21 protein-coding genes are annotated in these 19283 nt (G+C 72.0%); 13 read left to right on the forward strand and 8 right to left on the reverse strand.

Annotation, left to right across the window (positions count from 1 at the left end):
• The 8 genes from ABYE80_RS00730 to ABYE80_RS00765 all read right to left on the reverse strand — a co-directional run.
• Window positions 1-982: MlaD family protein (locus ABYE80_RS00730; RefSeq protein WP_372787885.1), on the reverse strand; the 982-nt coding region annotated here is incomplete at its 3' end.
• Complete coding sequence (locus tag ABYE80_RS00735) at window positions 979-2259, reverse strand: MlaD family protein (RefSeq protein WP_372787886.1); 1281 nt, start codon at window positions 2257-2259, stop codon at window positions 979-981. The genes ABYE80_RS00730 and ABYE80_RS00735, both read right to left, overlap by 4 nt.
• Window positions 2256-3704, reverse strand: a complete 1449-nt coding sequence (locus tag ABYE80_RS00740) for an MlaD family protein (RefSeq protein WP_372787887.1) — start codon at window positions 3702-3704, stop codon at window positions 2256-2258. The genes ABYE80_RS00735 and ABYE80_RS00740 overlap by 4 nt, the downstream gene beginning before the upstream one ends.
• Entirely contained in the window at window positions 3701-4963 is a 1263-nt protein-coding gene (locus ABYE80_RS00745; RefSeq protein ID WP_372787888.1) for an MlaD family protein, read from the reverse strand. Before ABYE80_RS00745 ends, ABYE80_RS00740 begins: the two co-directional genes overlap by 4 nt.
• Entirely contained in the window at window positions 4960-5802 is an 843-nt protein-coding gene (locus ABYE80_RS00750) for an MlaE family ABC transporter permease (protein WP_372787890.1), read from the reverse strand. Before ABYE80_RS00750 ends, ABYE80_RS00745 begins: the two co-directional genes overlap by 4 nt.
• Window positions 5799-6542, reverse strand: coding sequence for an MlaE family ABC transporter permease (locus tag ABYE80_RS00755; protein WP_372787892.1), 744 nt, complete (start codon window positions 6540-6542; stop codon window positions 5799-5801). The genes ABYE80_RS00750 and ABYE80_RS00755 overlap by 4 nt, the downstream gene beginning before the upstream one ends.
• Window positions 6543-6836: 294 nt before the next feature.
• Window positions 6837-7415: a DsrE/DsrF/DrsH-like family protein gene (locus ABYE80_RS00760; protein ID WP_372787893.1), complete on the reverse strand. Its 579-nt coding sequence runs from the start codon at window positions 7413-7415 to the stop codon at window positions 6837-6839.
• A 7-nt stretch (window positions 7416-7422) separates the two neighbouring features.
• Entirely contained in the window at window positions 7423-7818 is a 396-nt protein-coding gene (locus ABYE80_RS00765) for an ArsR/SmtB family transcription factor (RefSeq protein ID WP_372787894.1), read from the reverse strand.
• A 154-nt stretch (window positions 7819-7972) separates the two neighbouring features.
• On the opposite strand from ABYE80_RS00765, the gene ABYE80_RS00770 reads away from it, so the two are divergent.
• From ABYE80_RS00770 to ABYE80_RS00830, 13 genes are read left to right on the forward strand one after another with little or no spacing between them, the layout of a single operon-like run.
• On the forward strand, window positions 7973-8215 hold the full coding sequence (locus ABYE80_RS00770; RefSeq protein ID WP_372787896.1) for a sulfurtransferase TusA family protein: 243 nt from the start codon (window positions 7973-7975) through the stop codon (window positions 8213-8215).
• A gap of 21 nt (window positions 8216-8236) precedes the next feature.
• Window positions 8237-8620, forward strand: coding sequence for a DsrE/DsrF/DrsH-like family protein (locus tag ABYE80_RS00775; protein ID WP_372787898.1), 384 nt, complete (start codon window positions 8237-8239; stop codon window positions 8618-8620).
• 4 nt (window positions 8621-8624) lie between these two features.
• Window positions 8625-9350: a 4Fe-4S dicluster domain-containing protein gene (locus tag ABYE80_RS00780; RefSeq protein WP_372787899.1), complete on the forward strand. Its 726-nt coding sequence runs from the start codon at window positions 8625-8627 to the stop codon at window positions 9348-9350.
• A gap of 27 nt (window positions 9351-9377) precedes the next feature.
• Window positions 9378-10586: a heterodisulfide reductase-related iron-sulfur binding cluster gene (locus ABYE80_RS00785; RefSeq protein WP_372787942.1), complete on the forward strand. Its 1209-nt coding sequence runs from the start codon at window positions 9378-9380 to the stop codon at window positions 10584-10586.
• On the forward strand, window positions 10579-11643 hold the full coding sequence (locus ABYE80_RS00790; RefSeq protein WP_372787900.1) for an FAD-dependent oxidoreductase: 1065 nt from the start codon (window positions 10579-10581) through the stop codon (window positions 11641-11643). The genes ABYE80_RS00785 and ABYE80_RS00790 overlap by 8 nt, the downstream gene beginning before the upstream one ends.
• A complete protein-coding gene (locus ABYE80_RS00795) occupies window positions 11640-12407 on the forward strand; it encodes a hypothetical protein (protein WP_372787902.1) in 768 nt (255 codons plus the stop codon). Before ABYE80_RS00790 ends, ABYE80_RS00795 begins: the two co-directional genes overlap by 4 nt.
• A 2-nt stretch (window positions 12408-12409) precedes the next feature.
• On the forward strand, window positions 12410-13714 hold the full coding sequence (locus ABYE80_RS00800) for a (Fe-S)-binding protein (protein WP_372787903.1): 1305 nt from the start codon (window positions 12410-12412) through the stop codon (window positions 13712-13714).
• Between the two features lies 1 nt (window position 13715).
• On the forward strand, window positions 13716-14777 hold the full coding sequence (locus tag ABYE80_RS00805) for a biotin/lipoate A/B protein ligase family protein (protein WP_372787905.1): 1062 nt from the start codon (window positions 13716-13718) through the stop codon (window positions 14775-14777).
• 8 nt (window positions 14778-14785) lie between these two features.
• Window positions 14786-15241 carry a glycine cleavage system protein H gene (locus tag ABYE80_RS00810; RefSeq protein ID WP_372787907.1) on the forward strand — a complete coding sequence of 152 codons (456 nt, stop codon included), beginning with the start codon at window positions 14786-14788 and terminating at the stop codon, window positions 15239-15241.
• Window positions 15238-16200: a radical SAM protein gene (locus ABYE80_RS00815; RefSeq protein ID WP_372787908.1), complete on the forward strand. Its 963-nt coding sequence runs from the start codon at window positions 15238-15240 to the stop codon at window positions 16198-16200. Before ABYE80_RS00810 ends, ABYE80_RS00815 begins: the two co-directional genes overlap by 4 nt.
• Window positions 16197-17348 (forward strand): biotin/lipoate A/B protein ligase family protein, encoded by a 1152-nt coding sequence (locus ABYE80_RS00820; RefSeq protein WP_372787910.1) that lies wholly within the window; start codon window positions 16197-16199, stop codon window positions 17346-17348. The genes ABYE80_RS00815 and ABYE80_RS00820 overlap by 4 nt, the downstream gene beginning before the upstream one ends.
• Window positions 17345-18502, forward strand: coding sequence for a radical SAM protein (locus ABYE80_RS00825; protein WP_372787911.1), 1158 nt, complete (start codon window positions 17345-17347; stop codon window positions 18500-18502). Before ABYE80_RS00820 ends, ABYE80_RS00825 begins: the two co-directional genes overlap by 4 nt.
• A gap of 1 nt (window position 18503) precedes the next feature.
• A complete protein-coding gene (locus tag ABYE80_RS00830) occupies window positions 18504-19280 on the forward strand; it encodes an electron transfer flavoprotein subunit beta/FixA family protein (RefSeq protein ID WP_372787913.1) in 777 nt (258 codons plus the stop codon).
• The last annotated feature ends 3 nt before the right edge of the window (window positions 19281-19283 follow it).

Raw genomic sequence — 19283 nt, forward strand, 5'->3', positions numbered from 1 at the left:
CGCGCAGCAGCGGCGTCGTGTCGCGCAGCACCGGTGGCGCCTCACGGAGCAGTGGGGTCAGCGCGCCGGTCGTGGGTGGCACCGCCCGCAGGGTCGGACGCAGCTCGGTCCCGACGTCCCGCAGGGTCGTGACGAGCGTGGTCAGACGGCGGCCTCCCGCGTCCAGCCCGGCCAGGCGCGCCGGTAGCTCGTCGATCGTGCGGCCCAGGGCCTGGCCATCGTCGACCCGAAGGGCGGAGAACGTCCGTGCCGTGCCGCGCGCCATCGGGACGAGCGTGCGGCTCTGGTCGGCGACCGCCTCGACGGTGTCACCGATCTTGCGCACGGCCGTCCGCAGCTCGGTCCCCTGCACGCCCCGCGCGGACCGGGCCGCGGGAGCGAGCTCCCGGGTCAGCGTCGGCGCAGCACGCAGCGCGTGGCGCAGCCCGTCGGCGCCGCTGCCCGCCAGCGCCCCGTGCAGCTCCGAGACGACGTCGCGCAGGGACGCGCGGACGGGGGGCTGGGCGAAGCGCAACGCCCGATCCAGCTGCACGTAGTTGCGGGTCCGCGACCGGGGCAGGACGGCGCCACCGAGCGCGGGGGCCGAGCGCGGACCCGGTGACAGCGCGATGTACACGGGTCCCTCGAACGGGGTTCGCGGGCGGATGTCGGCCCGCGCGCGCTGCGTGATCGGCCCGGCGCTGTCCTCGATCTCGAGGGTGAGGATCGCGCCGTCGCCGACGCGCTCCCGGCCGGTGACCTTGCCGACGGGCGTGCCCGCCATGCGGACCTCGCCGCCGACGAGGTCGGTGCCGCCGGCGTCGTCGACCGCGATCCTGACGGTCTGGGTGTCCGCGAACGGATCGGGCTTGACGTACAGCAGCGTCGTCAGGAGACCGGCGACGAGCAGGACGACGACGCCCAGGATCCGACGCCTGCGGACGAAGGTGTCGGCGTCGTGCCGCCGCTGCTGGGCGAGGGTCCGGTCGGGGCGCGGTGTCATCGCGAGCACCCCTCGCTGTGCGTGAGTGCCTCGCCCGGAGCGGGATACGGCACGCGGGCCCGCATGCAGGTGAAGACCGGCAGGAACCGCACCGCCCGGGCGCCCGGCGCCTGCCCGACCCCGTAGCGGAACCCGCCCCAGCGGGTGAAGCCGTCGGGGGCCAGGAACAGATCCTTCTCGTAGGCGGCGAGGTGGTCGGAGAGCGTCTGCAGGGGCGCGGCCAGCGGCGCCAGCGACGCCGCGCTGGGCGTCAGGCTCCGCAGCACCGGGCTGGCGAGCCGCAGGACGGGGCGCGCCTGCGCGGCGAGCGTCGACAGCGATGCGAGGTCGCCGCGACGTCGCAGCAGCCGCCGCGTGTCGGGCAGGGCGTCCCGGAGGGCGAGCACCGCGGGACGCAGCTCACGGCTCGCGACGGCGGCGTCGTCGAGCAGCACGTCAGCGGCGGGCAGGACCCGGTCGGCGCTGCCGGCGAGCACCGGGAGCCGGTCGATCGCCGCCTGGATCGACTCGCTGCGCTCGGCCGTCGTGCCGAGCGTGGCCGCAGCGACGGGCAGCAGGCCGGCGAGATCCTCGCCGCCCGGCGTCGCGAAGCCGCGGGCCACGCGGTCCATGCCTCCCAGGAGGCGCGCGAGCTCCCCGGGCGGCTGCGTGGCCGCCTGCAGGAGGGGGGTGACGGAGTCCAGGGCCGGACCGAGGTCGCCCAGGGCGCGGTTCAGATCCGCTCCGCGGCCGGTGAAGCCGCGACCGTAGGCGTCCAGCGTCCGGCGCACGGCACCGGTGGTGGCGGGGTCGAAGGCGTCGACGACGTCGGTGAGCTCGACGCCGCTGCCGGTCCGTGCGAGCGGGATCAGGCCGTGCTCGGGGAGGGGGTCGGACGTCCGGCCCGGATCGACCTCGACGTAGGTCGCCCCGGCCAGTCCGCGCAGCCGCACCCGCGCGGTCGCGTCGCGGCCGACCGGCCCGTCGTCGAGGTCCACGGAGAGCAGCGCACCGCCACCCGGGCCGACGTCGACCCCGCGGATCTGGCCTGCGCGCCGGCCGCCGATCCGCACCTCGTCCCCGTCCTTCAGCAGCGGGGCGTCGGGCGGCGTCTCGATCCGCACCTGGTAGGGGTCGGTGAACGGGATGCCGTTGATGGCCACCACGGACAGGTAGGCGATCACCGCGAGCACGGCGAGGACCGCCACGCCGAGCGCGAGGCTGTGCCGCTCCAGGCCCTCGGCGCCGTGGGCGGCGCGCTCGAGCAGCGACCGGTGCTGTCGGGGTGGCGTCCTCATGGGCCCAGGAGGTAGTTGAGGAGATCGCCGTCGCCGGTCGGACGCCGGGGGCCGCGCGCCTGGCCGACGACCGCTCCGAGCACGTCGTCGAGCGCGGTGTCGAGGCCGAGCGGCAGGTCGGGGAGCTTGGGGAGCTTCGGCAACGCCGGCCGCGGCACGGGACGCGCCGGTGTCGGCCGTGGGGACGGCGGGGTGGACGCCGACGGCTTCGACGGGCGCGAGGGCTCGCGACGTCCGCCCCGGCTGCGCTGCTTCCCCAGGTACTGCGACAGGCACCCGGCCTGCACCGGCAGGCCGAACGCCTCGCACGAGAAGACCGCGGCGCCGCGCCAGTAGTTGCGGGCCGGATCCCCGAAGGGGTCGAACGGCTGGTTGCCGGGCTCCGCCGCCTGATCGGCGAAGTTCACGAAGAACCCCTCGGAGATCGGCTTGGCGGCGGGGACCAGCGCCGTGGTCATCCGGTCGAGGGCGGGGGAGGCCGTCGCGAGGGCGTCCAGGCCGCTCGCGAGCCGCGGGGCGCTGGCCCGGGCGGCCTGCAGCGTCGTCCCGAGGTCGCGGATGAGCGGGCGCGTGTCCTGCACCGCCCGCCGCGCGTCGGACGCGAACGCCGGCAGGTCCGCGGCGACCGCGGCGAGCCCGGGCGCCGACTCGCCCAGGCTGCGCGCCAGCGGGGTGGCGGCGCGGGCCGTGCGGGCGAGCCGTCGCGACGTGCCGGTGAGGCGGGCGAGCAGCCCGGGGGCACGACGCAGGCCCTGATCGAGGGCGGTGGAGCGGTCCGCCACGGCGCTCAGCGTCGTGCCGAGGGCCTCGACGGTCGTGCCCAGGTCACGACGCCGGGAGGCCAGCTGGCGGGTGGCCCGGTGGGCGTCCCCGATGAGGTCCCGCAGCGCGGACCGCTGGTCGTCGAGCTCCTCCATCAGCGCATCGGTCGCCTCCAGCGCCGGACGCAGCCGCAGGACCGCCCGCTGGACGTCGCCGCCCCGGCGGTCCAGGCCCTGCCCGAGGCCGACGATCAGCGCGCGCAGCCCGTCACGGGCCTCGGGCGCGAACGCCCGCAGCAGCTCGTCGAGCCGCGGCGCATTGCTGGTGCGGTCGGTCGCGATCGTGCCCCGCAGCGGCTGTGGGCTCGACCCGGGATCGAACGCGAGGTAGACGTCGCCGAGCAGGTCGACGGGACGGATCGCGGCGGTCGCGTCGGCCCGCGGCGCAGGCATGCCCTCGCGCAACCGCAGGGTCACCACGGCGGTGTTCCGCGGGGTGAGCTCGATCGTCTCGATGCTGCCGGCGGGCGCGCCCTGCACCCGGACCTCGTTCTTCTCCAGCAAGCCGCGAGCGCTGGTGAACTCGGCGCGCACGACCGTCCCGTCCTCGCCGGAGAAGGCGGCGTAGGCGGCGACGAGCAGGCCGAACACGAGCACGGTCGCGATCGCGGTACGCGGCCTCATGGCGCGCTCCCGACGAACGAGTCCTCGAAGTCCTTCCACGGCTCGCTCTCCAGCACGCCGGGCGTGCGGGTGAACGGCTTGGCCAGGTGCCCGGGCTCGATGTCCGACGGACCGCGGAGGTTCAGCGGCGGCGGAGCGAAGACCAGACCGATGCGGGCGGCGTGACCGTTGGCGTCGTAGTTGGCGGTGAAGTCCGCCCAGTTGGCGAAGAACGCGAACACGTCCGGCAGTCGCGTCCGCGCCTGGTCGAGCATCGGATTGCCGCTGCGCAGTGCCGAGGTGAGCTGCTCGAAGACGGGCGCCGAGGTCTGCAGGAACGGGCGCAGCGCGCGGAGGTCCGCGGGGGCGCTGCGGACGAGCTCGCGCGCCTGCGAGAGCGTCGGGCGGGCAGCGCCGAGCGTGGTGCGCAGGCGGCCGCTGAACGGCACGAGGGCGCGGGCGGCCGGACGGGCGTCGGCGACGACGCCGCGCAGGTCCGAGACGACCGCCGCCGTGGTCTGCAGGGCCTTGCGCGGCTCGCGGAGACCGGCCGGGAGCGCACGGACGCCGGCTTCGAGCCGGCGCTGACGGGCGGCGGTGACGTCGAGCGTCGACGCCAGGGCGTCCACGGCGGCACCCGGGGCGTCCGGGTCCTTCGCGAGCGCGCCGACGACCGTGCGCGACTGGCGCAGCAGTTCGTCGAGGGAGTCGCCCTCGCCGCGGACGCCGGCGAGCAGTTCGGCGGTCTCGCCGACCGCGTCCGCGCTGCGGCGCAGGGCGGCCTCGATGTCCGGTCCGCGACCGTCGGAGGCCCGCCGCATCCCCTTCAGGACACCGCGGACGTCGGCCCGCGTCCGCGGGTCGAGCGTCTCCAGCACCTGGCCCAGCTCGACGGGCTCGTCGTTCGGCGCGGTCCGGATGGTCGCTCCGTCGCGCATCCGCTCGCCCGATCCGGACGTCAGGTCGACGTAGCGGTTGACCTCTCCGGCCAGCGAGAACATCTGGAGCGCCGCGGTCGCGCCCTCGCGCGGGACCGCGTCGTCGTCGACCTTCAGGGTGACGCGGGGGCGGCGGTCCGGACCCAGCTCGATGTCCGTGACCTTGCCGACGTTGACCCCTCCCGATCGGACCTCGGCACCCCGCACGAGCCCGTGGGCCTGGTCGAAGCGGGCGACGAGCTCGGTGGACCCGCCGGAGCCGAGCAGCACGACGAGGACCAGGACGGCGGCGGCCGCGAGCGCGGCGAACGCGAAGGTGCGGGAGGTGGGCGCGGAGGTCATCCGATCGGGATGCGCGGGTTGGCTCCCCAGAACACCAGCGTCCCGATCATGCTGATCATGGTCACGCCGATGATGTTCACCGCCATCGACCGGGCGGTCGCGGTGCCCACCTCGATCGGGCCGCCGCGCACGTGGTAGCCGAAGTAGAGGCTGGTGCAGACGACGAACGCGGCGATCGTCAGCCCCTTGATCGTCGAGTAGATGAGATCGATCGGGTCCTGGAAGTTGTAGAAGAACAGCTCCCACGTGCCGGGGGAGACGTCCCCGAAGCGCTCGACCGACATCAGGAACGCCGCGAGGTAGGCCGACGCGACCGCGAGCATGTACGCGATCGGCAGGACGATCGCCGCGGCCAGCATCCGGGTCGTCACGAGGTAGGCGACCGATCGGACGCCCATGACGTCGAGCGCGTCGACCTCCTCGGCGACGCGCATCGCTCCGAGCTCCGCCACCATGCCGCACCCGACCTTGGCGGCGAGGATGTAGCCGAAGACGAACGGGACGACCTCCCGCAGCGTGCACCACGTGGAGAAGCCCCCGGCCACGGGGTCCACGCCGAAGGACCGCGCCAGCGCGGTGGACTCCAGCCCGCAGCTCCCCCCGGCGAGGAACGCGATCGCCATGATGACCAGCGTGCTGCCGGTCGCGATGAGCGCGGCCTGGCGCACGATCTCGGCACCGAACTCGCGGGCGTGGCGGACCTGCCGCACCCCGTGCCACCCGAATGCGGCGACCTCACCGACGAGGCCCAGGAATCCGAGCCGGCCGATCCCGGGGATCTCGCTCGGCAGGGGCGACGCCGAGATCTCGTTCTGCGGTGAGGACGGTCCTGCCTTCACCGGAACACTCCGACGTCCGGGAACGCGGCGAGGAAGTACTGCGTGTAGACGAGGTTGACGAAGAAGATCGCGATCAGGCAGCCGACGACCGCCTCGTTGACGGCCCGTCCGACGCCTTCGGCCCCTCCCTTGACGTTGAGGCCCTTGTAGCAGCAGATGACGCCGATCAACACGCCGAAGATGCCGACCTTGATCACGCTCGCGGCCAGGTCCAGGAACGTCGTGTTGGCGAAGAAGTTGACGAGGAACCCGCCGCTCGTGCCGCCCAGGATCCCGACGGAGGCCACGTATCCGCCGAGCACGCCGAAGAGCAGGGCGACGACGTCGAGGGCCATCATCATCATGGCGAGCGCGAGGATCCGGGGCGCGACCATGTAGGTGATCGGGTCCACTCCGAGGACGCGCAGCGCGTCGAGCTCGTCGCGGATCTTGCGGGCGCCCAGCTCGGCGGTGATCGTGGTCCCGACCACCCCGGCGACGACGGTCGCGGTCACGAACGTGCCGAACTCGCGGACGATCGCCACGACCATGAAGCCGCCTGCGCGATCGATGGTGCCGAAGGTGACCAGGAAGTTCCCGGCCTGGAGCCCCGGCCCGGCGAAGCCCCAGGCCGCGATCGACAGGGCGATCGGCAGGAGGGTGACGCGGATGATGAAGATCGACTGCAGCACGAACTCGCGCCGCCAGACGAACGGGGGCCGGGCCAGGGCGATGAGCGCGCGCAGCGCGAGCACCAGCATGCCGCCGAGCGTCTGCGTCCGCGTACGGACCAGGCGACCTGGCTGGTCATAGCCGAGCACCTCCGGCGCGGAGGTCCCCCCGCGTCGTCGCAGAACGCTGCCCGTCGAAGCCACCTCGTCTCGCCCCTCTCCCGTTTGAGACGTCTTGACGAACCTCTCAAATACGCAAGTACCCAGTCAAGCGACCGGCGCGGGAGGATAGACGTTCGGTCCCGGTCCGGGGTGGGTCGGAACGGGAACGGGACCGCGTGCGTGCGGTCCCGTCGGGGATGTGGGCGCGGCGCTGCGCGGGACTCAGATGAACAGGCTGATGGCGGACTTCTGCATCCGCGCCAGGGCGGTCGCGGCGCCCGCGGTCTCGTCGAGGCCGTCGATGAGATCCTCGCGCTTGAGACCCATGAGGTCCATGGTCATCTGGCAGGGCCACATCTTCACGTCGAGGTCCTGCGCCATCTCCATGAGCTCCTCGGGCGGAGCGACGCCGTGCTTCTTGGCCAGCGAGCGCATCATCGACGGGCCCATGCCGCCCATGTTCAGCTTGGACAGCGCGGCGTGCTGGGCGCTGGGGCGGTTCATCGCCGCGAGGCCCTTGGTCATCCAGTTGTCCCCGGTGAGGCGCTTCTCCTCCTTCACCAGCGGGAACAGGCCCCAGAAGGTGAAGAAGATCGCGACGTCCATGCCGCCGGCGGCCGCGGTCGTCGCGAGGATCGTGGTCGGCCAGAGCCGGTCCAGATCTCCGCCCCAGGCGATCAACGTCATGAGGTTGGGGTCCCGGGGGTCCCGCTCCTCGATCATCCTGGCGACCATCTCCTCGAGTTCCTGCCGGCTCATCCCGGCGGTGAGGGCGTCTCCTACGGCGGCAGTGTCCGTCATGGTTGCGCTACTCCTCCTTGGTGGACGTGAGCTCACGCTCGAGCGCGGCTCCCCAACCGGCCCAGTCCCGGCGGATCCCCTCGCACACGGCGGTGCACAGGTCCGACAGGGACGGGTCGCAGATCTGGTAGTAGATGCGCGTGCCGTCGCGCCGGCGGGAGACGACGCCCTGGGCGCGGAGCAGGCTGAGCTGCTTGCTGACCGCGCCGTAGGACGTGCCCACGCGCTCGACGAGGTCGCCGACGCTCAGCTCGCCCTCGACGTGCAGGGCGTTGACGAGGCGCAGGCGCGTCGGATCACTCAGGAGCTTGAAGCGGTCGGCGATGCGCTCGACCACCACCGGGGGGAGCGCCGCGGCCGTCAGATCGAGGTCCGGCATCGGCCGCTGTTCATCCGAGGGCATCGGCCGAGAGTAGACGCTGTTTGCCCGAACGGTCAAGGATCATTTGAGCAATGGCGAAAACTTGACAACGGAACTCGGGAGGCGGTACGAATGGACCGCGGTCGTCAGGCCGCCTGCCGGGGACGGCAGCCGTGGACCTTTGAGGAGAGGACGCGTGGAGAGTTCAGCTGGCCCAGCCCAGACGCTTGACGTCAAGGGAGCGGCGTGCCCGATCCCGGTCGTCAAGACGGCCAAGGCGATGAAGACCATGAGCCCCGGCGACGTGCTCGAGGTGCTCGCGACCGACCCGGGCGTCGAGCCCGACATGCACGCCTGGACGAAGCAGACCGGGAACGAGCTCCTCGGGATCGAGGCGCAGGACGGTGGTGTGTTCCGTGTGCTGTTGCGCAAGTCCTGACCCGGAGCGGGGGGAGCGATCGTGAGCGCGGACAGCGACGAGGACAGCGTCCTCTACGTGATGACCCACGGGCTCGAGTCCCCGGAGCGATGCGCCACCCCGTTCTTCCTCGCGGCCTCGGCCGCGGCGATGGACGTCGAGACCGCCATCTACTTCACGATGAACGGGCCGCAGCTGCTGCGGAAGGACATCGTCGACCAGGTCGGGCCGAAGGGGGACGACGGGCAGAAGCTCCGGTTCTTCATCGACCAGGCGCTGGACTGCGGGGTACGGCTGCTGGTCTGCCAGCCGAGCCTGGACCTCAACGACCTGACCCGTGAGGAACTGCTCGACGAGGTCGAGATGATCGGTGGCGCGGCCTTCAACGGGCTCGCCATGGAGGCCGAGGCGGTCGTGAGCTTCTGATCCGATGGCCGACGCCGCCCTCACGAGCAGCTCCGCGTACAAGCTCGCCGAACCGCCGTTCGGCGACGTCCCCTACGAGGTGAAGGCGGAGCTCTTCGAGCAGGTCAAGGCCGACGTCCGCTTCGACGACTACCTCTACGGGTGCTACGAGTGCGGCATCTGCGTCGCCGCGTGCCCGTCGGCCCGCTTCTACGACTTCTCGCCGCGGCGCATCGCCCAGGCCGCGGCCCGCGAGGACGTCGACCTCGTCTACCAGCAGATGAACGAGGACATCTGGGAGTGCTCCCAGTGCTTCTCGTGCCTGCGCTGCCCGCGCGGGAACAACCCGGGTGGGCTGATCACGATCATGCGCGAGGTCGCGATCACGAACGGCCTCGCCTCCGCGAAGGAGGCGTTGCGCGGGTACACGCGCATCATCTACAAGATCATGTCGACCGGCACGCAGGTGTCACCCGACATGCTCCAGGCCGACGCCTTCCCGGACTGGGGGCCCGGGGTCGCGGCGGTCTCCGAGAACCTCGACGTGTGGCGTCGCGCGCTGCCGCCCGACACGCACCACACCACGACGACCGGGTGGGACATCGACGAGAAGACGCTCGTCGAGCTGTACCTCATCTGGCACAAGACCGGGGCGCTGGCGATGATCGCCGACGTCGACGAGTCCCTGCATTCGCTGCTCGAGGAGGTCATGGAGGACCTGCTCGACGAACACGGCTACGAGCTCGACTGACGCCTGAGGAGGCGATCGACGGTGACCATCCCCCTTCCACTGGTCCAAGGACCCGATCGACCGAACAAGAAGGACTTCGCCGGCTGGGAGCCCGACCAGGTTCCCGAGGACTTCCGCGAGCGCCTCTTCGAACTCGAGGCGGCCGGCGAGATCGTCGTGCAGCGCGTCGAGGGCGACTACGTCGAGGTGCCCCTGAAGTACGGGCGCACGAAGAAGGTCCCGATCGGCACGACGTGGCACCACAAGAGCTGCGGCCAGTGCGGGCACATCCCGGGCTACTCGACCTCGATCTTCTGGGTCAACCGCAAGCTCGGGATCGACTACCACGACCCGCGCGACCAGACCTCGTGCACCGCGTGGAACTACTACGCCTCGGCCACCTCCAACGCCGCGGCGCAGGCGGCGGTCGCCACGCGCAACTTCGCGGCCGCCCACGAGACGGGCCACTTCCCGATCATCCACTGCGGCACCTCCTTCGGGCACTACAAGGAGGTCCGCCACGAGCTCCTGCACCACGACGAGCTGCGGCACCAGGTCCGCGACGTGCTCGCCGCGCTCGGCAAGCCACTCGTGCTGCCGGAGGAGCTCGTCCACTACTCCGAGTGGTTCTACGCGATGCGCGACGAGATCCGCAAGCACCAGGTCCGGGACTTCTCCTCGATCAGCGTCACGGTCCACCCGGCCTGCCACTACTACAAGCTCGTCGAGGGCGACGCCATCTACGACCCGGAGGTCTACGGCGGGCAGCGCACCGCGGTGGTCTCGGGCGTCGCGACCGCCCTGGGCGCCGAGGTCCGCGACTACTCGACCTTCTTCGACTGCTGCGGGTTCGGCTTCCGGCACATCCTCGTCCAGCGCGACTTCACCCGCTCGTTCGCGACGCAGCGCAAGATCGCGCGGATGAAGGAGGAGGCCGACCCCGACGTGACGCTCACCCACGACACCGGGTGCGTGACGACGCTCGACAAGAGCCAGTTCGCGGCCAAGGCCCACGACGCCGACGCGCCGACGATCCCGGTCATGTCCGAGGCCCAGTTCGCCGCGCTGGCGATGGGCGCGCACCCGTACCTGGTCTGTCAGCTGCACTGGCACGCCGCCGAGTACCGGCCGCTGCTGGAGAAGATGGGCATCGACTGGGAGAAGGCCTGGGCGGAGTTCGAGACCGCCTGCGAGGACCTGCGCTCCGGCGGGAAGGACGTGCTCACCTGGGAGGACGTCGAGGTCCTCGATGCCTGATCCCGCGGTCCTGGTCATCGGCGGCGGTCCCGCGGGGATCGAGGCCGCCCGGAACGTCGCGGACCTCGGGGTCCGCGCGATCGTGGTCGAGCAGCGCGAGCGGCTGGGCGGGACCCCCGTCCACGAGCAGTACGCCGCGCTGACGCCGCACTTCGACGACGCCGAGCAGGCGATGGCGGACATGGAGGCCGCGCTGCGGGCACGTGAGCTCGCCGACGTGCGCACGTCCTCGCGCGTGACCGCCCTGTCCGGGGATGCCGGCGCGTTCCGCGCCACCGTCGAGGGCGAGCAGGGCAGCGAGGACGTCGAGGTGTCCGCGGTGATCCTGGCGACCGGGTTCACGCACTTCGACCCGGGCCGCGAGCGCCAGATCTACAACTACTACCAGTACCCCGACGTGCTGGCCCTGCAGGACCTCGAGGCGATGCTCAAGCGCGGTGAGGTGCTCGTGCCGTCCACCGGGCAGCCTCCCAAGCGCATCTGCTGGATCCAGTGCGTGGGCTCGCGCGACCGCAACATCGGCAACGAGTACTGCTCCAAGGTCTGCTGCGGCATCGCGTCCAAGCAGGCGATCGAGGTCCGCAAGCACGTCCCCGAGTCGCGCGCCTCGATCTTCTACATCGACATGCGCATGTACGGCTACTGGGAGCACCAGATCTACTGGCCCGCCCAGGAGCAGCACAAGGTCCAGTACGTCAAGGGGATCGTCACGGAGATCCTGGAGCAGCAGGGACACCTGCTGATCCGCGGCGAGGACACGACGATGGGCCGCCCGGTGGAGACGCCGATGGACATGGTGGTGCTCTCGGTGGGCATGGAGCCCTCGCAGGGCACCCGCGACATGGCGCAGCTCGCGGGCGTCGAGCAGAACAAGTACGGCTTCGTCGACGTCGCCCGTCCGCCGCTGGACACGGTGGGCACCAGCCGCGAGGGGGTCTTCGCCTGTGGCGCGGCGCTCGGGCCCGCCGACCTCGAGGACACGATCAGCTCCGCCGGCGCGGCCGCGGTCAAGGCCGTGGCGATGATCCGGCGCGGAACCCTCTCCGGGGTCTCGTGAGCGGGCTGCGCACCATCGACGTGACGGGCATGGACGACCCCGGGGTCCTCGACACCCCCAGTGTCCAGGAGTTCCTCCAGGAGATCCACAAGCGCGCGACCCGGGAGCAGCTCGACGCCCTGCTCGCAGCGCTCGGACGCAAGGCGCAGCGGTTCGGCGAGATCCTCGCCCCCGACGCCCTGACGACGATGGACGAGCCCACCGCGCGGGCGCTGCTGCGGTCGATCTTCGTGACGCGCCGACGGGGCGGCGCGGTCCTCGGCGCCGACCCCGTCTCGGTGTTCGCCGACCGGGTCGCGGAGCTGCTGTACGGATCCGGACCGCTCGAGGCCCGCTTCGATGCGTTCTGCGCGGCGGTCGCACTCGACGAGGCCCACGCCCCGGACCTCGCTGCCGAGCTGCTGCACTTCAGCGCGCCCGACGTCCACCCGCTGTGGTCACGCTGGATCTGGGACCCCCGGACCCGCACCGGCGCCCTTCCGCTCGTCATGGGGGACGACGTGGACCTCGAGGCGGACGGTCCCGGCGCCGTCTACGCCCGGGTTGCGCAGGCCTCCCGCTTCCTCGACGGGACGGCCGAGGTCGCCAGCTTCCGGACGTCCGCCGGCGGCAGCCTGGCGACGGACGTCTTCCTGGTCGGCGTCTACAGCGTCTACATGAACACGGTGCTCGGGCTGAAGATGAGCCAGGAGTTCAACGCGATCGTGCCGGCGCTGCCGGAGCTCGGACGCCGGCTCCTGGGCGTGCACAGGATGGAGGTCTGACGATGCCGACCGGTGGCTTCAAGCAGGAGCCGGGGATTTTCGAGGTCGAGGACGCCCAGGTCGGGGCGACGACGCTGCCGGCCGAGTGGAACCGTCAGCTCGCCGATCGCACGCTGACGGACTACGACGCCGTCAACCTGCTGGAGATCGCCGCGCTGGACGGCGCCGAGTCGATCGACTGGTGCTACGGCTGCGGCAAGTGCGTGCCGGTGTGCCCGGTCGACGTCGTCGGGGAGTACGGGCCGCGCAAGATCCACCGCAAGCTGCAGACCGGGATCGACCTGCTCGAGGACCCCGACCTGTGGCTGTGCACGACGTGCGGCAACTGCCTGCGGGTCTGCCCCAAGCAGGTGGACATGATCCAGATCATGCCCGCCGCCCGTGAGGCGGCGCTCACGCAGGGCAAGGAGGTCCCGGCCGAGCTGCAGGGCGTCTTCGAGTCCACCTTCAAGTACGGCAACGCACTCGGCCAGAGCCCGCGCAAGCGGGCGGCGTGGACCAAGAAGGCGGGCGTCCCGGTCCGCGAGCTGCCCAAGTCGCCCGGGCCCGTGGACGTCCTGCTCTACGTCGAGGACTACTGGTCCTACCACCCGCGCGGGCACACGGCGGCCCAGGCCTTCGCCCGGATCCTGACCCGGCTGGACGTGGACTGGGCCATCCTCGGTCACGAGGAGCGCACGATCGGGGACTCGCAGCGGCTGGCCGGCGAGAAGGGGCTCTTCGAGCTGCTGGCCGACCAGGTGAGCGACACGCTCGCCAAGTACGAGTTCGCCCGGATCGTCACCCCGGACCCGCACGCCTTCAACGCGCTGAAGAACCTCTACCCGGGGATGGGGCACTCCTACGAGGTGCTCCACTACACGCAGCTGCTCGCGCCGCTGATGGACGGCCTGGAGTTCACCGGGTCGGTCGACGCGAAGGTCACCCTGCACGACCCCTGCTACCTCGGCAGGCACAACGGCGAGTACGACGCGCCGCGCACGATCCTGCAGGCGATCCCCGGGGTCGAGCTGGTGGAGATGGGCCGGTGCCGTGAGAACGGCTACTGCTGCGGGGGCGGCGGTGGCGGCATGTGGCTCGACGGGCACACCGTCAACCACACCCGCGAGCGGCTCAGCGAGCGGCGCGTCCGCGAGGCGGCCGAGAGCGGCGCCGAGATCCTCGCCGTCTGCTGCCCCTACGAGGTGTCGCGGTTCGAGGACGGCGCGAAGTCCACCGGGCTCGACGGGGTGCTCGCGGTCCGCGACCTCGCCGAGCTCGTCGACGAGGCGCTGGGAGGCCCCGAGGCGATGGTGCAGGGGGACTGAGGTGGCCCTGCGGGTCATCGACGCCGGCCGCGTGAGTCCCCTGCGCTCGCAGGCGCTCTGGCACGGCATCGCCTCCGCGATGACCGACGGCGACGACCCGGTGCTGTCGCTGTGCATCCCCAGCGATCCGTACGTGGGCATCGGCTACCACCGGCGGCTGGAGGAGCTCGACCTCCGGCACACCGGACGCCGCCGGATCCGGGTGATCCGCCGGCGCATCGGCGGCGGTCCCGTCTGGCTGGACTCCGACCAGCTCTTCTTCCAGCTCACCGCCCCCGCCGGCAAGGTCTCCCCGGTCGTCTCGCGCCTGTACGAGGACTGCCTGGGACCGGCGGTGGACGCGTTCCGCAGCCTGGGCCTCGACGCCCGGCTGCACGCCGTCAACGACATCGTCGTCGGCGACCGCAAGATCTCGGGGACGGGCGCGGGGCGGATCGCCGACGCGGTCACGGTGGTGGGCAACGTGATCCTGCGGTTCCCGTACGAGCAGATGGTGGAGGTGCTCGCGCTGCCGTGCGAGGAGATGCGGGCCGAGGTCGCCCGCCTGATGCGCCGCCACGTCGCGTCGCTCAGCGACCTCGGTCGCCCGGACGTGGACCATGCGCAGGCGGCGCAGGCGCTGGTGGAGACCTACACCTCGTGGTTCGGGCCGTCGGTCCACGGCGCCCTGCGGCCCGAGGAGGAGCGCGAGGTGCTCCGCTGGGAGGACCGGATGAGCTCGCCGCAGTGGCTGCGTGGCCCCGGTCTGCCCGAGCGACCGGCGCGCACGGTCAAGGTGCGGGCCGGACTGCACGTCGCGTGGGCGCAGCACGACGGCGTCGAGCTGCTGACCACGATCACCGACGGCGTCATCACACGTGCGCGCGTGCGCGCACGTGACGACGCCCGCAGCCCGACCGACACGGACCGGGCGGTGCTGCTGGCCGCGGCCCCGGAGCTGGAGAAGGCGCTGGTGGGGGCGGGAGCCACGGCGGCGAGCGCCCGCGAGCGCCTCGGCGCCCACGGCGACCCGGGTAGACGAGTGGGGGAGGCGCTGAGCGCCGCCCTCGGATGGCGAGACTAGGAGCGAGCGTGCGAGGGACGTACATCGAGGTCGACGGCTTCACCCTCGACCCGGGGCTGCTCTACGACCCCCAGACCCACATGTGGGTCGAGCCGCGGGACGGCGGGATCGTCCGCGTCGGGTTCGACCCGCTCGGCCGCGAGACCTCGGGCGACATCGTCTCGCTCAGCTTCGTGCCCGTGGGCACCGTGGTCGACCGGGGTGGGAGCTTCGGGGACGTCGAGGCCGCCAAGCTCGTCGGACCGCTGCTGAGTCCGGTGGCGGGCACGGTGCGGGCACACAGCGCCGACGCGCTCGCCGACCCGGGCATGGTCAACCACGATCCGCTGGGTGCCTGGCTCGTGGAGCTGGAACCCGATCCCGGGACGCCCCCGGCGGACGGACTCCTGACCGGCGATGCCCTGCCGGAGTGGTTCTCGGCCGAGGTCGCGCGCTTCCGCGCGAAGGGGATGATCGCCGAATGAGCACCGTTGGCCGCGCACTCGCGGACGACCGGCTGCTCGAGTCGCGGATCGCGGCGTTCGGGACCGGGATCGAGTTCTACGCCCCCGGCCTCAAGCGGTGGGAGTCCAGCGAGTGGAAGCCGCGGCAGCCCAAGCAGTTCCTGCCGGTCTCGGTCACCGGGACGGCGTGCGCGCTGCAGTGCGAGCACTGCAAGACGAAGGTGCTCGAGGGCATGGTCACCGTCACCCGCGAGACCGACCTGTTCGAGACCGCACGCAGGCTGCAGGAGCAGGGCACCAAGGGCCTGCTGGTGTCCGGGGGCTCGCAGAAGCACGGCGGCGTCCCGCTGCTGCCGCACGTGGACGCCATGCGCCGCGTGCGTGAGGACCTCGGCATGCGGGTCGTCGTGCACTCCGGCGTCGTGTCCCCGAGGCTCGCGGACGGTCTCGCCGACGCCGGCGTCGACGCGGTCATGCTCGACATCATCGGCGCGGAGGAGACGATCCGCGACGTCTACCACCTCGATCTCACCCCGGAGGACTTCGACCGCGCGCTGGGCCTGCTGGCCGCCCGGGGGCTGCGGATCATCCCCCACATCGTCATCGGCCTGCACTACGGGCAGCTGCTGGGCGAGTGGCACGCGCTGGAGATGATCCGCCGGCACCCGGTCTCGACACTGATCCTCGTCGTGCTGACCCCCCTGGTGGGCACGCCGATGGGCAAGCTCGACCCGCCGCCCGTGCAGGACTGCACGGAGTTCTTCGCCACCGCGCGCGCCGCGATGCCCGACACGAAGATCAACCTCGGGTGCGGCCGGCCGATGGGTGCGATCAAGGTCGGGCTCGACCGGGGCGCGATCGAGGCCGGGCTCAACGGCATCGCCTACCCGGCGGAGGGCATGGTCGCGTACGCGCGCGAGCGGGGGCTGGAGCCCTCCTTCCACGAGTACTGCTGCTCGATGACGTGGGCGGACGCATGAGCGGCTGGCGCCTGCTCCAGGACGACGGCGCCGGCGCGGCGGACGGTCCCGCGCTCGACGAGGCGCTGCTCCACGGGTTCCATCGCGAGGGTGACGGGACATCGCAGCCCGTGGTCCGCCTGTACACCTACCGCTCGCACTGCGCGCTCATCGGCAGGCACCAGAGCCTCGCGGCGGAGGTCGACACCGATGCGTGCGACGAGCTCGGCATCGACGTCGGCCGGCGGCTCACCGGCGGCGGCGCGATCATCATGGGGTCCGACCAGCTCGGGATCGCGGTCGCGATGCGGGCCCCGGTCCAGCGCTCCCCGCGCGACGTCCTGCGGCAGTGCGCCGAGGGGGTGATCGCGGCACTCGAGCGCCTCGGGCTCGAGGCGCGGTTCCGCGGCAAGAACGACCTCGAGGTCGGCGGACGCAAGATCGCCGGACTCGGGCTGCACCTCGACCAGCACGGAGGGCTCCTCTTCCACGCCAGCGTGCTGGCCGATCTCGACGTCGAGGTCCTCGTGCGGGCACTGCGGATCCCGGGCGCGAAGCTGTCGGCCCACGGCATCGGCCGGGTCCAGGACCGGGTGACGACCGTCTCCCGCGAGCTGCGGACCTCGATGACCGGTCCCGACCTGCGGCCGTTCCTCCTCGCCGGCTTCGTGCAGGCGCTCGGCCCGGACGTGCAGGACGGCGAACCCACCGTGCGGGAGCGCGTCGTCGCCGCGGACCTCACGGAACGCTACGCCTCGCCCGACTGGCTCGATCAGCGCGGGGGACGCGACGCGGTGCACTCCTCGGCCCTGGTCCGGACCCCGGAGGGACTCCTGCGGATCTACGTCGGCGTGCAGGGATCGGCCCTGTCGAGCGTCATGGTCACCGGGGACATGTCGTTCCTGCCGGACTCCGTCAACCGGGCGGAAGCGCTGCTGCGATGGCGACCCGCGGAGCCCGACCTGATCGCCGACACGCTGCGCGAGGTGCTGGAGCCCGAGGTGTTCGGCGTGGGCCCGGACCCGATCGCCGCCGGCGTGTGGGCCGCCGCCCGGGAGGCGATGGAGCGCTCGGGATCGTTGCCGGTGCGGCTCAGCGGCTCCTGCTACTTCCCCGACCCCATCACATCCCAGCCGTCCCCCGACCTCGCAGCCACGGAGACCGCATGACGACCATCGACCTGCCCGGGACGCACGTCGCCCCGCGAACCGTGAGCCCCGACTGGGTGCGGATCTCGTACGCCAGCGCGCTCGCGCTGCGCTTCACGTCAGGGCGCTTCAGCCGCGAGTTCCCGTTCGGCGGCATCAACCTGCTGCTGTCCTACGACTCGGGGTGCCTGTCGGACTGCGGGTACTGCGGCCTGGCCCGCACGCGCCCGGGCGACTACGAGGACAAGTCGTTCATCCGCGTCGAATGGCCGCTCGTGGAGACCGACGAGCTCGTCCGCCGGATGGTCCGCCACGAGGACAAGCTGACGCGGCTGTGCATCTCGATGGTGACCCACGGCCAGGCGTTCCGCGACACCGTCGACATCTCGCAGCGCATCACCGGCGCCGTGCGCGCGCCGCTGTCGATCCTGGTGGCGCCTCCGACGCTCAACGAGCAGCGGCTGCAGGCGTTCAAGGACGCGGGCGTCGACATGATCGGCATCGGCCTCGACGCCGTCACCGAGGACCTCTTCCGCTCGCTGCGCACCGACGTGCCGCACGGCGGGCTGCGCTGGGACCAGTACTGGGAGATCGTGGGCCACGCCCGCCGCATCTTCGGGCCGTGGAAGGTGAACTGCCACACCCTGGTCGGCCTCGGTGAGAGCGACCACGACCTCATGGGCATCTTCGCGCGCCTGCTCGACCGCGAGATCTTCTCCTACCTCTTCTGCTTCAACCCCGAGCCGGACTCCCGGATGGGCCACGTCGAGAAGACGCCCGTCCAGCGCTGGCGGCGCATCCAGCTCGCCAAGTTCCTGCTCGAGGAGGAGGGCCTCGACCCCGGCGCGTTCCGCTACGACGACGACGGCGGCCTCGTGCGGATCCACGCCCCTCGCGACCTCGTCGAACGCGTCGTCGACGACGGCTGGGCGTTCATGACCAACGGCTGCCCGAGCTCCGGCGGCGAGCCGGGCTGCACCCGGCCCATGGGCAGCTGGCGTCCCACCGAGTCGCCGCGCGACCTGCCGTGGCAGCCGACCGACGCGGACCTCCGCGACATCCGTACGCAGCTCGATCTCGACGAGCTGCTGCGGGACGGACCTGGACCTACCCGCCCCCTCGAACACCGCGCGCCGCCCGCCGCGGGACGTTTCGCCACTACACAGGAGACCTGAGATGCACATCGTCGTCCCGATGAAGCAGACCGTCGACCTCGTCGAGGAGCTCGAGCTCAACGACGACGGGACCGACGTCGAGCGGGAGTACCTGAAGTTCATCTCCAACGAGTGGGACGAGCAGGCGCTCGAGGAGGCGCTGCTGATCAAGGAGGCGTCCCCCGGTACGACCGTCACGGTGGTGGGGCTCGACGAGGTCGACGTCGACCAGACCCTGTTCGCGGCGCTCGCGAAGGGCGCCGACCGGGCGATCAAGCTCGGCGGGGACTTCGAGGAGGGGATCAGCAGCCACCAGCGCGCATCGATCCTCGCGCAGGTGATCGAGGGGCTGTCGGCCGACCTGATCCTGATCGGCGTGCAGAGCCCGGAGGACCTCGACGGCCAGACCGGCGTGCTGCTGGCCGGCACCCTGGACCTCCCGCACGTCTCGGTGGCCATCGGCGTCGAGCCACACGAGGGCGGCGTGAAGGTCAGTCAGGAGTTCGGCGCCGGGGTGGTGCACGAGATCGCCGTCGACGGACCAGCGGTGATCGGGGTGCAGGCGGCCCGGCAGGCGCCGCGCTACGTGGCGATCAGCCGTATCCGCCAGGCGATGCAGGCCGGGGGCCTGGAGGAGCAGGAGGCGCCGGAGGCGGCGGCGGCCGGATCGGGCCTGACCATCCGGCGGCTCTTCGCCCCCGAGGCCGCGTCGCAGGCCGAGATGCTCGGCGGTGACGCCGACGACGTCGCCGCCCGCCTGGCGCAGATCATCGCCGACCGTGGCCTCGTCAAGGCCTGAACC

This window comes from Paraconexibacter sp., from assembly GCF_041602235.1.
Classification (GTDB): domain Bacteria; phylum Actinomycetota; class Thermoleophilia; order Solirubrobacterales; family Solirubrobacteraceae; genus Paraconexibacter.